We start from the raw sequence: 13638 nt of genomic DNA, 5'->3' as shown, positions 1-13638 counted from the left end.
CTTTTTGCAAACACAAGTCGCTATCTGCTGTAAGTGAAAAACCTTACGCGTTCCGACTCCCTTTTCATAATGGGGACGTTACGGATTCGACAGGGATAGTTCGAGCTTAGGTTGCGAGTCGAGGAGATGGCCTCGTTAAAACATCAACGCCAATAATAACTGGCAAATCTAACAATAACTTCGCTTTAGCTGCCTAATAACAGCTTAGCGGTTCCTCCCTCCATCGCCCATGTGGTAGGGTAAGGGACTCACTTGAAGTGGGCTACGCCGGAGTTCGCCGTCTGAGGACGAAGGAAGAGATTAATCAGACTAGCTCTTTGGGCGCCTGTCAGCAGGCAGATAAATGAGCGAAATGCGAATATGCTGACTACACTCGTAGACGCTTAAGTGGCGATATTTCTGGACGTGGGTTCGACTCCCACCGTCTCCACCAAATACATAATTTTGGTGGCTAACCTTACTTATAACAAGAACCATAAAGCTGCACTTGCTGCAACTTTATGGTTCTTTTTTATTTTAGATTTAGTTAACTGGCTTCGTGTTACAAATTGAATTTTTTATAATTACGCTATTAGAAACGCATTTAATTTTTATTTAACAATGCAATATCTATATTAAGCGCAACATCATACAAGAAAAAAGTAAAAGTAAATGTTATTTTAAAACTTTCATTACATTATAGGAGGGTAGCTACATGTCAAATGAGATTCGGACTGCTTATCTTGATCCCGATTTAAATATTGAAGCCTATCAGTTTAAAGGAATTATGCAAAAGTTTCCGGCACACTTTCATGAGTATTATGTCATCGGCTTTATTGAAAAAGGACAGCGTCACCTGGAGTGTAAAGGGAATGAATATACCATTAATCCTGGAGACTTATTGTTATTCAATCCTTATGACACACATAGCTGCGAGCAAATAGATAACAAAACGTTGGACTATCGCTGTATTAATGTAAAGTCAGAAGTCATGAGCAAAGCAATGCTCGAGATTACTGGTAGCGAGCGTCTTCCAATCTTCAATCAAAGCGTTTTATTTCAAAGCGAGATTGTACACAGTTTAAAAGAGTTACACCTGAAGATTCTAGAGGGAGAAACGGAATTTAAAAAAGAAGAATTATTTCTCCATTTATTAGAAGAACTAATCCAAGCGTGTTCTGACCTTAAAGTTGTTGCACCTAACCATGAAATCTCTCATGAAATTAAAGATGTATGTGACTATTTAGAGGAAAATTATGCAAAGGCCATAACTCTTAATGATTTAAGTGCGTTAATAGGTTGGAGCAAATATCACTTACTAAGATCTTTCATTAAACAAAAGAAAATTTCTCCTTACAGATATCTAGAAACCATTCGAGTAAATGAAGCAAAGCACATGTTAGAACACGGCATTAAGCCCATTGAGACTGCTTTTTTAACTGGTTTTAGTGATCAGAGTCATTTAACAAAGTGTTTTAAAAAGCTAATTGGCCTTACGCCAAAGCAGTATATGAAAATCTTTAGAAGTAGAGGGGACAGGTAATGAGCCATTTTGAAAAAAAGTGTGTGCTTGTCATTGATGAGAATTTACCCTTAGGTTTAATTGCTAACACCGCAGCAATATTAGGGGTCACACTGGGAGCTAAAGTAGCAGATATGATAGGGGATAATGTGGTAGATGGCTCTGGTATTGAACATTTAGGTATTGTGAAGGCGCCTATCCCAATTTTAAAAGGAACTACAGAACTCCTCAGCAACCTAAAAGATAAGACAATAACAGAGCCATTCTTAGACTTAATAGTGGTAGATTTCTCAGATGCTGCGCAACGTTGTAAAACATATGAAGACTATGTTACTAAGCTACAAACGATGTCTAAAGTTGATTATCGCTATTTTGGTTTAGGTATATACGGAGATACAAAAAAGGTAAACAGCCTAACAGGGGATATTGCTCTACTAAGATAGTAAGCAATGAAGAAAAGTAAGGAGGAGTAAAATGGATAATTTAGTTGCTTATATCTTAATGGCGCTTGTTATGTCTATGATTCCAGGTGCAGATACAATTCTTATTATGAAAAATACGCTTAATCACGGAGCAAAAGCTGGACGCTATACAATATTAGGAATGGCAACAGGACTTACTTTCTGGACGACTGTTGCAGTTCTAGGTTTGTCAGTTGTTATTGCCCAATCCGTATTTCTCTTCAATGCAATTAAATATTTAGGAGCGGCATATTTATTTTATTTAGGCGTGAAGGCGTTTGTAGATAAAGATATTGTCTCACTAAAATCAATTCAGGTTGAAGATGATGCTCAAACTCATCATTCATTACGCCGTTATTATAGAGATTCCTATTTGCAAGGAGCACTTAGCAATATTCTTAATCCAAAGACGATCTTAGTCTATATAACATTTATGCCTCAGTTCATTAACATTAATGAAAATGTAAATCAGCAGCTAATAGTTTTAGGTCTAATTCTGACTGGAATAGCGGTGATTTGGTTTTTAGTTGTCGTTTATATCATAGAGTATGTGAAAAGGTGGTTAGAAAAACCACGAGTTCAAAAGGCATTTCAAAAATCTACAGGATTAATGCTGATTGGTGTAGGAATAAAAACGATTATATGATGTTCATAAACTACTGCTGTTTGAGCATATGAAAAAGAACCATAAACTTACTTTATGGTTCTTTTTCGATGCTTTCATATGCAACTAAATCATGCACCAGACCAAACATCTTGGTTATAGCGTCCGTTTACCTGTAAGTTACTCAGCCATTCTCTAGCATTTTGCTCGCTTACGTTATGAACGCTTTGATAAGCCTCGCAAAGCGTTTGTTCAACGTCAGGAGCCATCTTGCTTCCATCTCCACAAACGTAGAGGTAAGCACCTTGGTCAAGCAGTGAAATTAAGTAATCTCCATCTTTCTTGATAAGGTCCTGTACATATGTTTTCTTTTGATTCTCTAAGCGAGAAAATGCTGTATGGACCGATACAAGCTGTTCTTGTTCAGATTGTTCTAGCTCTTCTTGATAAAGATAGTCAAGCTCTGGATGACGGCATCCGAAGTAAAGGTGAGCTTCCCCAAGGTTCGTTCCTTGTTGTTTCAACATGCGACGTTGCTGTAAGAATCCTCTAAATGGTGCAATGCCAGTTCCAGGACCGACCATAATAACAGGCGTTTCTTTGTTTTCTGGCAGCTGGAAGTTCGATTGAGGTGTACGGATAAAGCATGTAATTTCTTTACCTTCTCTACATTCAGCTAAATAAGTTGAAGCAATACCTTTATAGTAGCCGTTACCACTCCAAGCAGGTGAATCAACAACACCAACCGTAATACTAAGCGTATCTTTTTTTACAAGTGGCGAACTTGAAATAGAGTAGTAGCGTGGTTTGAGCGCTGGGAGTTGTTCTAAAAAGCGTTCAAACGGCATTTCGCACGCTTCATACTTCTCTAAAAAGTCTAACATTGAAATGCGCTTTGCCAATACTTCTGTTTGATAGGTCCCTTCCTCAAGCAGAGCTTCAAGCTCATATTTATGCGGTGGACAAACAGTGAAAGAAGCAAGCTCACGAATTTGTGCACGAGTAGCGACGCTTTGGAGCTCAACACTATATTTAAGTAAATCCTCTAAGCATACGGGACGATCTACCGGTAAGTGAACTGCAGAGCGTCCGGTAGCTGTTAGCAATACTTGGTCACTTCCGTTTAGACGGAATCTTCTTAGTACACGATCTACGAGAGCTGGGCTGTTTTTTGGTAAGACCCCTAAATGATCACCTTCTTTATACGTCATTCCATCAGGTAACTGCACTTCAATAGCACGCGTGCTTCGATCACTAGCAGGCGCTTGAAGTTCACGATTTCCTATAACAGTTGCTTGGATTGCTTCGTATGAAGGTGCCAGCGGTGAAACATTTAGACCACTTACGAACTGTAAGCGAAGAGAATCCTGTTTTTTCTCTAATTTTTCCGTTACCTTTAATCCAAATGTGCTTATTGCTGACTTCCACATTGTGGATTTCCAAGTACTAAACTCTTCTTCAAAATCGCCGCTAACATCACCTTCTCCTCGTTCTGAAAAACGCGTTGCCCCTTTTTTTGCAAGCAGTTCGTCAATTGCTCTTGGAACTGCTTGATAAGTGCTGGCCCAGTTGCGGTCTCCGCAGCCAAATATAGCATATGTAACGCCTTCAAGTTCATTTGCTCCTGCTTCATCTAACCATTTCAAAAACTGAACTGCATTGCTAGGTGGTTGTCCGTTATAAGAAGCAGTGACAATTAAAACAGCCCCTTCTTTTGGTAAAAATCGAGAGCGGTCATTCAAACTTGCTGTCTCTACTTTCACACCGTGAATGCTTGCTTCTTCTGCAAGTTCTTCGGCTATACCTTTGGCTGTGCCCGTATCAGATCCGTAAAGCACAAGGAGAGGTAGTTTATTTGCTCCCATAATTTCTGTTTGTTTTTGCTCTTGCTTCTTTTCTTTTGTATCTTGTGCATGTAGTGTAGCCGGTTGTAAATTTACTCCTCGCTTTTGCACTCCAATTTTAAAATCATTAGGCTTTAGTGTTAATGATTGTTTGATGTCTAGCTGGTAATGATTATGGTCAATAAATGTAAATTTCTTTAATAGCATTCCAAGTACAAGTGCGGCTTCATGAAGCGCAAACTGCATACCAATACATGCTCGTTGCCCATTTCCAAAAGGTTTAAAGGCATGGTGTGGTACTTTTTCAGGATCTTCAAAGCGCTCTGGAATAAATTCTTCTACATCGTCTCCCCAAGCATCCTTATCGCGGTGCAAAGACGGAAGCAGCACCGTTATTCGCTCTCCTTCTTTTTGCACAGGGTACTTACCACCTATTAGAGTATCCTCTTTTGCAAACAGATTAAAAGCCGGAGCGGTTGGCCATAATCGAAGGGATTCATTTAACACCATTTTTATATATTTGAGTTTTACTACTTGCTCGTATGAAGGTACTTCATCTGTCAAAATAGCATCGACTTCTTTGTAAGCTTTCTCCAACTTATCAGGGTTGTTCATTAAGTAGTAAATCGCAAATGAAAGTAACCCACTTGTTGTTTCGTGACCTGCAATTAAAAACGTAATAATTTGATAGCGAATGTTTTCATCATCCAGTAGTTCACCTGTTTCTGGATCTTTAACAGTTAACATGCGAGCCAATAAGTCTTTGGCTGATTGACCATTTTGGTTTTTGCGTTCTGAGATGATATTATCAACCAATGAAAACATTTCTTGGATATCTTGTTGAAACTGTTTTTTCGTTCGTATCATTAGCTTATCTTGAATATCAAGTCTCTGCGTTTGATGCATTGACTCTTCTAATGCACGGACCATATTTGTTACAAACGGGTGATAATTCTCTCGATAGAAGCTGTTAAAACGATAGTTAAATCCACAAAGACCAATGGTATCTAATGTGAGCTTCGTCATATCCTCCGGAACGTCAACTTCGTCATTGGGGTTTAAACGTTCCCACTTTTGGACGAGCTGAACTGCAATATCAACCATCATAGAATGGTAATCTTTCATTGCACGTTGACTAAAGGTTGGAGCTAAAATATTGTGTGCTTTTTGCCAATTCGGTTCATGCGTCCAGCTCGTAAACAAACCGTCGCCCCCAAAAGCTCTCACTTTAGTTAAAGCACCTTCAGCACTTTTATCAAACCTGGACTGATCACACACTTCCTTTACAAGTTCATGCCCTGAAATAACAAGAGAAGAACCCGTCGGACCTTGCAGTCGAAAGATTGGGCCATACTCTTCGGCTAATTTCATTAGTGATAAGATGGGAGTATTCTTATCGAGCAAAGGTACATTGCCGAGTGGACCGTATGTTTTAGGCTGAGGTATTTCTGTTTTCATGAAAATCATCCTTCCTAAATGTAATAAATAGGGAAATATTCAGTTGTCAAAAAAGCATCTTTTTCAAAATGCTATAGATAAATAATATTATCACTTAATTATTTTTAATACCAATGATATCCTTTTTTGAAGTAGGAAATCAGGCGGCTTCTAGCTTAATATATGAGCTGATTCCTTATAGTAGTAGCTTTGATTTCTTACCATGTAAAGATGAATGATGATGGTGCTGAAAGAATTGCCGAATAAATTAATTGCGGTATAATAGAAGATGGCAGATTAATGTTTTAACATAGATATACATTCGAAAGAGAGTGAAAAATATGGGTCGTAAGTGGAATAATATTAAAGAAAAGAAAGCGTCAAAAGATGCTCAAACAAGTCGAATTTATGCTAAGTTTGGTCGTGAAATTTATGTAGTAGCAAAACAAGGTGAGCCAGATCCAGAAGCAAACCAAGCGCTAAAAGTTGTTTTAGAGCGAGCAAAAACATATAACGTACCAAAAGCTATCATTGACCGTGCAATTGAAAAAGCAAAAGGCGGCGGCGAAGAAAGTTATGATGAGCTTCGTTATGAAGGTTTTGGCCCGAACGGTTCAATGGTTATTGTTGATGCATTAACAAACAATGTAAACCGAACAGCTTCAGACGTTCGCGCTGCTTTTGGTAAAAACGGCGGTAATATGGGTGTTAGTGGATCTGTTTCTTATATGTTTGATGCAACTGCTGTTATTGGACTGGAAGGTAAATCATCCGACGAAGTTCTTGAGATTTTAATGGAAGCAGATGTTGACGCTCGCGATATTTTAGAAGAAGAAGATGCAGTGATTGTGTACGCTGAGCCAGATCAGTTCCACGCTGTACAAGCTGCTTTTAAACAAGCTGGTATTACAGAGTTTACAGTAGCAGAAATTGTGATGTTAGCTCAGAGCGACGTGACGTTGCCTGAAGATGCAAAAGCTCAGTTTGAAAAAATGATTGATGCACTTGAAGACCTAGATGACGTTCAACAGGTCTATCATAATGTTGACCTAAGCGAATAATAAAAAAAGACGTTCTCATGTAGAACGTCTTTTTTTATTAGGCTAATTCTTTTTGTTTTGTTTCAGATCCTAAGAAGATAACCGATGCAACTCCGATTAAGATTGCCCCTGCAAAAATGGCAAATATAACAGTCAGAGAAGTGCCTTGGGTTGTTAAATAACCAATAAGGAGTGGCCCTAGAATTCCCCCAATTCTACCAAAGGAAGCAGCCATTCCTGCGCCAGTACCACGAATAACGGTTGGATATTGTTCAGGCGTATATGCATATAAAGCTCCCCAAGCACCTAGGTTAAAGAAGGATAAAAGCATTCCCGATGCAAGTAATAACCCAAGAGACTCTGCAGTTCCGAAGAAATATGCACTTGCAGCTGTTCCGATAAGATAGGTGATTAATACAAATTTTCGTCCCATTCTTTCAATAAACCAAGCCGCCGTATAATAGCCCGGCAGTTGTGCAAGAGTCATAATGAGTACGTATTCGAAGCTTTTAATTAAGCTAAATCCTTTTATGACCATAACGCTTGGTAACCATAAGAACATACCGTAGTAGGAGAATACAACGCAAAACCAAAGAATCCATAGCATTATGGTTGGTTTACGATAGTCTTTGCTCCATACATGCTTAATATTATCTAAAACGGAGGGCTTATTCTCTGCAATTGATTGTGTAAACTTCGGAGAATCTGGAAGTTTGATACGCAAATAAAGTGCGTAAAAAGCAGGTAAAGCGGTAATTAATAGTGCAATTTGCCAACCGAAGTTCGGGATGACGAAGTATGAGATGAGTGCGGCAGCTAACCAGCCGTATGCCCAAAAGCTTTCTAGCAGTACAATAATTTTTCCTCGTCGTTCAGGAGCTACAGTTTCTGATACTAGTGTCGAAGCAACAGGAAGCTCCCCGCCTAGTCCCATTCCGATAATAAATCGTAAAATTAAAAATACCCATAATGTTGTCGATAAAGCAGACAAGCCGCTCGCAATCGAAAAGAGTAGCAGCGTAATAATAAAAACCCATTTTCGGCCAATTCGATCTGCAAGCAAGCCAAAAACAAGAGCTCCAACAGCCATACCGATGGAGTTAACACTGCCAATCCAGCTCATTTCATTAGGTGTAAGGTTCCATTCTGTATGTAGAGCTGCAATAATAAATGAAAGAATGCCTACGTCCATTGCATCAAATAGCCACCCGAGTCCGGCGATGTTTAATAGCTGGCGTTCAGACAAGTTGTTCTTACTCATAGGGTCCTCCTCTAACAGATGTCTTTACATTAGTCTTAAACAGTTTACAACTGTCTTTACATTTTGTCACTAGTAATTTTGAGCTTGGAAAAAGTAAGAGAGAAGGGAAAGGAAAAAAGACGCTAGCAAGCGTCTTTTTAGCATTAACGATTTGTATCTTCAACCGTACCTTCTTGGTAAGTATCGCTCATCTGTTCATGCGTTTCAGCGAAACCTTGAGATACTTCATCACTATTTTTATAGTCTTCAGACTTAAACTGGCGTCCTGCTAAATCATTTGTATTAACTGGTTTGATTTGCTTTTGGTTTTCATTTTTATTCATAGTGTATCTTCCTTTCCATAGTGAAATAAACTTCTTTCTCAGTTTGTGTGAGTAGGGAAGGATATATGCACACAAAAAAAGACAGCCTTTCTGTAAAGGCTGTCCTGTTGTTTATTTTTCACCTAAAAATACTTTTTCAATATCATCTAGCATTTCATTTGCAGCTAATACGCCACCTGCAGTGTTCCAAATCGCATCTTCTACTGGATATACGCTGTCTGTTTTAGATACGTTTAGGTTTTTAAATAACGGATCGTTTGTCCATTCTTTAGCTACTTTTGTTGCTTCTCCATCACCAGTTTCATATGAGAAGTAGAATAGCTTATCTCCGTCCATTGCAGGGATGCGCTCCTTTGTTGCGTTCATTTCTGCAAAGTCGCTCTTGTTCTGTGATTCAGGACGAGCAAAGCCAAGTTGATCTAGAATTACGCCAGAAAATGAATCTTTATGATAAATACGTACATCTCCAACTGTAAAGCGTACAATGGAAATTTCTTCTTTCTTTTGATCTCCAAGTTTTTCTTTTAAATCAGCTACTCGGTTATCAAAGTCAGCTAATACTTTTTTACCTTCATCTTCTTTGTTCACTGCTTTTGAGTAAAGCTTAAAGTTTTCTTTCCAGTCGCCTCGTAACTCTTCAGCAAAAACTGTTGGTGCAATTTGGCTTAATTGATCGTACACTTTTTCTTGACGCATTTTGTTACCAATAATTAAATCTGGCTTTAAAGACGCAATTGTTTCAAGACTAGGCTCAGTCTCAGTACCTACGCTTTTAACACCTTCCATTTTGTCTTTAATATGGTCATACCAAGGGTTTCCTAACCAAGACTCTACTGCTCCGACTGGCTTAACACCCATAGCTAATAGTGCTTCCGTACCTTCATTTGTTAAAATAACAACACGTTTAGGTGTTCCTTCAATCTCTGTTTCACCCATTGCGTGTTTAATTGTATAAGACTGATCCTTTGCTGCGCTATCTTTGTTTTCTTTTTCACCTTCAGATGATGAGTTACCGCAAGCTGCTAAGAAAACAAGAACCATTACAGCCATCAGTGAGAATAAATATTTCACTTTAGACGCTTTCATTTAATGAACCCCCTATGTATGATTGATAATGATTTTCAATTACAACTATGATAATATTTCAAAAAGTAAGGGCTGTCAATAAAAAGTTGAAAATGATTATCAAAGTCATTGACACTTATTTTAATGTTCCCTAAACTAAAAGAAAGTAATAGTGAAATAGGCTACCTTAGAGGAGCAATGAAGATGATTTTACAAAACAGAAAAATGAGAGTAACGGGTTTAATTTTAAGTATAGTCATTCTACTAATTTGTATCGGTTTAAGCATTATCTTAGGCTATACAGATACAAATATAAAAACAGCTATCAATGCGTTTCAGTCGTTCGATGGTTCAAACGAACACTTAGTTATACAAAATGTACGATTGCCACGTGCTCTAATAGGTGCAGTTGTGGGTGCATGTCTCGGAATTGCAGGTGCAATGATGCAAGCATTAACGAAAAATCCGCTTGCTTCTCCTGATATTCTTGGTGTGAATGCTGGAGCAGGTTTTTTCATCGTTGTTGCCATTATGATTTTTTCAGTAAATTCTCTACAAGCTTTTACGTGGATTGCATTTATTGGAGCGGCTTTAACTGTTGTAGCAGTGTATTTCTTAGGTTCGATTGGTAAAGAAGGGCTAACGCCTATAAAAATGACGCTAGCTGGGGCAGCTATCGCTGCATTTTTTTCTTCTTTAACACAGGGCTTACTCGTATTAGATGAAACTGCACTTGAGCAAGTACTATATTGGCTGGCAGGTTCAGTGCAAGGTCGTAAGTTAGAAGTCTTGTATAGCGTGCTACCTTATATTGCAGTCGCTGTTATCGCGTCATTTATTATGGCAGGAAAAATAAATATTTTAAATATGGGTGAGGATGTGGCAAGAAGTTTAGGGCAGCGAACCATTGCTGTCAAACTAACAGCAGGTATACTCATTGCCATCTTGGCAGGAGGAGCCGTTGCCATTGCAGGCCCTATTAGCTTTGTAGGTATTATTATTCCTCATATCGTAAGAGCATTTGTGGGCCACGACTATCGTTGGATTTTTCCTTATAGCGCAGTAGCAGGTGGGATTTTGCTATTAATTGCAGATATTGCAGCTCGCTATGTTATTATGCCAGAAGAAATTCCCGTTGGTGTTATGACTGCTTTTATTGGAACCCCATTCTTTATTTATTTAGCAAGGAAGGGGGCTAAAGCATGAAGAAGTACCAACCAATTCGTTTAAAAAACTTTTCTTTTTTACTTAATATAAAAGCTACAGCTATTATTTCAATCTGTACTTTGCTACTGTTTGTGCTCTTTTTATTAAGCGCTGGAATGGGTGAATTATTCATTGGTCCATTTAAAATTATAGGGATTTTATTTGGGCAGGGCCTTGAGTTTGAAAAGTTAGTGGTCACGTCATTTAGGCTACCTCGTATTCTTGTCGCTATCTGTGCAGGGATTTGCTTAGCAGCAGCGGGAGCTATTCTTCAAGGCCTTGTTCGTAACCCTTTGGCATCACCAGACCTCATTGGTTTAACAGGAGGAGCTTCTGTTGGAGTCGTTTTATTTTTAGCATTATTCAGCGACGAAAAAAACTCCCTAACAGTTAGCATTCATTGGTTACCGCTTAGCGCATTTTTAGGCGCTTTAATTGTAGCAATCTTGCTTTATATCTTTGCTTGGCGAAATGGTGTATCACCCATTACTTTAGTATTGATTGGTATCGGTTTAACCGCTTTGACCAAGGCGATGACAACATTATTTATGATTATGGGTCCAATCTATCAAGCCAGCCAAGCTAACATTTGGATTACTGGCAGTGTCTATGGATCAAACTGGGCAAATGTATATACGATTGCACCAATTACTGCTGTTTTAATGATTCTTGCATTAATTATGGTTCGTAATCTCAATATTCAAGAGCTAGGGGAAGAAGTTGCCACTAATGTAGGAAGTCACGTTCAAAAAAATCGCTTAATGCTGCTTGTAATGAGCACGGCACTAACGGGTACCGCCGTCGCGTTTGCTGGAGGTATTAGCTTTGTTGGGCTACTAGCTCCTCATATTGCTCGCCGTCTCGTTGGTTCGTCGTTTGGAGCGTTGCTTCCCTTATCGGCACTGATTGGTGCAATTTTAATTGTAGCTGCAGATTTAGTCGGAAGAACGTTCTTTTTACCACTTGAAATACCAGCAGGTGTTTTCACAGCAGCAATTGGAGCACCATATTTTATCTACTTATTATATAAGCAGCGGAACGTCTGAGCGTAATCTTTTCAAAAAGGAGTGAAAGTCATGCATTCATTAGAAACAAAGTCGTTAAGCTTATCATACGGAGAAACAATGATTATCAATGAATTAGATTTGAAGATTCCTAAAGGGGAGATTACGGTCTTTATTGGAAGTAATGGCTGTGGTAAGTCAACGCTTTTGCGTTCACTTGCTCGGCTTTTAAAGCCACAAACAGGCTCAGTTTTGTTAGAGGGATCTAAAATATCATCATTACCAACAAAAGAAATTGCTAAGCAGTTAGCTATTCTACCACAAGGACCGGTAGCACCTGAGGGTCTTACGGTTTTACAGCTTGTAAAGCAAGGGCGTTATCCTTACCAAAATTGGTTTCGCCAATGGTCGAAGGAAGACGAAGAAAAAGTTCAAAAAGCTCTAGAATCAACAGGACTAAGTGATTTAGCTGATCGTCAAGTAGATTCTTTATCTGGAGGACAAAGGCAACGTGCTTGGATTGCTATGACTCTTGCTCAAGATACGGATATTATCTTACTTGACGAACCCACAACGTATTTGGATATGACTCATCAAATTGAAATCTTAGATTTGCTGTTTGAACTAAATGAAAAAGAACAGCGAACAATTGTAATGGTTTTACATGATTTAAATTTAGCATGTCGCTATGCGCATCATATTGTAGCACTTCAGGACAAACAAATTTATGCGCAGGGAAAACCTGAAGAAGTGATTACGTGTCAGCTGGTTCGTAACGTGTTTAATATGAATTGTGAAGTAACGGTTGACCCGCTTTTTGGTACACCGCTTTGTATTCCGCACGGTAGAGGAAGATGTGTGGTTCAAAAGGTTGGGGCTGGACTACAGCATGCTTAACATAAAAGAACAGAAAGCGTTCGAAGAGAAGTTTAGAGCTACTTTTATACAAACATCAGCCTATGAGATGAAGCTGGCTGAGCTTACTGATAAGCGGAAGATTAAAAGTGCTCTCTCTTTTATTCAAAGCAAGATAGAAGCACCCAACTTCAGAGTGGTCGCTTCTATTTTTGCAAAAAGGCTCGGCTTTGTAGCCGCAGGCTGCTTATATGCTTTTACAGTATGCCAAAAAAGAGTAGACGTGCAGCACCTCTCTTTACAAGCAGAGTGTGAAGACGATGGGTTATGGTTACCTCAAGTCTATTATGCGAAACAAGCCATTACCCAAGTTGACGCAGCGAATCGAAACGAAGAACGAAAAGAAATAGTGACTGAACTCTTTTCTAGAGGGTTTGAGCCAATCTGGGATGCGCTTAATCAATATACAGGTATGTCAAAAAGAGTGCTGTGGGAAAACATTGCTGTTTATATTCTTTGGTTATATGATCAATTAAAAGAAGATAGCAGTGTCAATCAGCATCAGTTAGAAGCAGACTTCACTTACCTTTTCTATGAAGCAACGGGTGATCAATTTGGGCAATATGAAGTCAATCCGTTAAAGTGCTATGCGCGAAGAGAAAGTCGTCAAACGTGCTGTCTATCCTATCAGCTGGCCGGCAAGAAAAAGTATTGTAAAAGCTGTCCCATTTTATGTCGAGCAAAATTCAAGGAGGCGTCAATTTATGGATAAAGAGTTTAACGAGAAATTTGATGTGCTTCTAGAGAAATATACAGAGCTTATGGTGGGGGAAACGAATTCAGATTTAAAGGATAAGATTGAAAAGTGGGCTTTGTATACGTATATTTCAAAGTCAATGCCACCGTTAATCAAGCATTGGAATCATCAATATCCTGAAGCTAAGCAAGAGATGGTCGAATTAATTAAAGAAATAAAAAGTTTAAATGAACAGCTTCGTGAAAGCAAAAGCTAAAAGCTCATATTGTCATATATGAGC

The 13638-nt window shown here is 38.7% G+C and carries 13 protein-coding genes and 1 other RNA gene; 10 read left to right on the top strand and 4 right to left on the bottom strand.

What is annotated here, in order from left to right; translation table 11 throughout:
• The first annotated feature begins 71 nt into the window (after positions 1-71).
• The 4 genes from ssrA (at position 72) to EPL02_RS08710 (ending at position 2608) form a co-directional block, all read left to right on the top strand.
• Positions 72-433, top strand: a transfer-messenger RNA (tmRNA) gene (ssrA, locus tag EPL02_RS08725).
• 261 nt (positions 434-694) lie between these two features.
• Entirely contained in the window at positions 695-1522 is an 828-nt protein-coding gene (locus EPL02_RS08720) for an AraC family ligand binding domain-containing protein (RefSeq protein WP_131887484.1), read from the top strand.
• Positions 1522-1944, top strand: coding sequence for a DUF2000 domain-containing protein (locus EPL02_RS08715; RefSeq protein WP_131887483.1), 423 nt, complete (start codon positions 1522-1524; stop codon positions 1942-1944). Before EPL02_RS08720 ends, EPL02_RS08715 begins: the two co-directional genes overlap by 1 nt.
• Before the next feature lie 31 nt (positions 1945-1975).
• Positions 1976-2608: a LysE family translocator gene (locus tag EPL02_RS08710; RefSeq protein WP_094911137.1), complete on the top strand. Its 633-nt coding sequence runs from the start codon at positions 1976-1978 to the stop codon at positions 2606-2608.
• Positions 2609-2697: 89 nt separating this feature from the next.
• Here EPL02_RS08710 and EPL02_RS08705 read toward each other — a convergent pair whose 3' ends face one another.
• The gene (locus EPL02_RS08705) at positions 2698-5877 is read right to left on the bottom strand and encodes a bifunctional cytochrome P450/NADPH--P450 reductase (RefSeq protein WP_286175366.1); all 3180 of its coding nucleotides are present in this window, start codon (positions 5875-5877) and stop codon (positions 2698-2700) included.
• Between the two features lie 311 nt (positions 5878-6188).
• On the opposite strand from EPL02_RS08705, the gene EPL02_RS08700 reads away from it, so the two are divergent.
• Complete coding sequence (locus EPL02_RS08700; protein WP_131887481.1) at positions 6189-6908, top strand: YebC/PmpR family DNA-binding transcriptional regulator; 720 nt, start codon at positions 6189-6191, stop codon at positions 6906-6908.
• Between the two features lie 37 nt (positions 6909-6945).
• Here the strand turns inward: EPL02_RS08700 and EPL02_RS08695 are convergent, their stop codons facing one another.
• The 3 genes from EPL02_RS08695 to EPL02_RS08685 all read right to left on the bottom strand — a co-directional run bounded on the left by EPL02_RS08695 (position 6946) and on the right by EPL02_RS08685 (position 9557).
• On the bottom strand, positions 6946-8148 hold the full coding sequence (locus EPL02_RS08695; protein ID WP_131887480.1) for an MFS transporter: 1203 nt from the start codon (positions 8146-8148) through the stop codon (positions 6946-6948).
• 143 nt (positions 8149-8291) lie between these two features.
• Positions 8292-8471: a YozQ family protein gene (locus EPL02_RS08690; RefSeq protein WP_131887479.1), complete on the bottom strand. Its 180-nt coding sequence runs from the start codon at positions 8469-8471 to the stop codon at positions 8292-8294.
• Between the two features lie 111 nt (positions 8472-8582).
• Positions 8583-9557 carry an ABC transporter substrate-binding protein gene (locus tag EPL02_RS08685; RefSeq protein ID WP_131887478.1) on the bottom strand — a complete coding sequence of 325 codons (975 nt, stop codon included), beginning with the start codon at positions 9555-9557 and terminating at the stop codon, positions 8583-8585.
• Positions 9558-9761: 204 nt separating this feature from the next.
• Here EPL02_RS08685 and EPL02_RS08680 point away from each other — a divergent pair, with 204 nt between their 5' ends.
• From EPL02_RS08680 to EPL02_RS08660, 5 genes are read left to right on the top strand one after another with little or no spacing between them, the layout of a single operon-like run.
• The gene (locus EPL02_RS08680; RefSeq protein ID WP_432651971.1) at positions 9762-10742 is read left to right on the top strand and encodes a FecCD family ABC transporter permease; all 981 of its coding nucleotides are present in this window, start codon (positions 9762-9764) and stop codon (positions 10740-10742) included.
• On the top strand, positions 10739-11788 hold the full coding sequence (locus EPL02_RS08675; RefSeq protein ID WP_131887476.1) for a FecCD family ABC transporter permease: 1050 nt from the start codon (positions 10739-10741) through the stop codon (positions 11786-11788). The genes EPL02_RS08680 and EPL02_RS08675 overlap by 4 nt, the downstream gene beginning before the upstream one ends.
• Before the next feature lie 30 nt (positions 11789-11818).
• Positions 11819-12643 carry an ABC transporter ATP-binding protein gene (locus tag EPL02_RS08670; RefSeq protein WP_119543962.1) on the top strand — a complete coding sequence of 275 codons (825 nt, stop codon included), beginning with the start codon at positions 11819-11821 and terminating at the stop codon, positions 12641-12643.
• A complete protein-coding gene (locus EPL02_RS08665) occupies positions 12636-13373 on the top strand; it encodes an IucA/IucC family C-terminal-domain containing protein (RefSeq protein ID WP_131887582.1) in 738 nt (245 codons plus the stop codon). The genes EPL02_RS08670 and EPL02_RS08665 overlap by 8 nt, the downstream gene beginning before the upstream one ends.
• Complete coding sequence (locus EPL02_RS08660; protein ID WP_094911146.1) at positions 13366-13614, top strand: DUF2573 family protein; 249 nt, start codon at positions 13366-13368, stop codon at positions 13612-13614. Before EPL02_RS08665 ends, EPL02_RS08660 begins: the two co-directional genes overlap by 8 nt.
• Positions 13615-13638: the final 24 nt, after the last annotated feature.

Origin of the sequence: Bacillus sp. CBEL-1 (assembly GCF_004348885.1) — a bacterium.
GTDB lineage: Bacteria > Bacillota > Bacilli > Bacillales > Bacillaceae_H > Priestia > Priestia aryabhattai_A.
The sequence above is the reverse complement of the archived record's forward strand: the minus strand, read 5'-3'. Positions and strand labels throughout refer to the sequence as shown.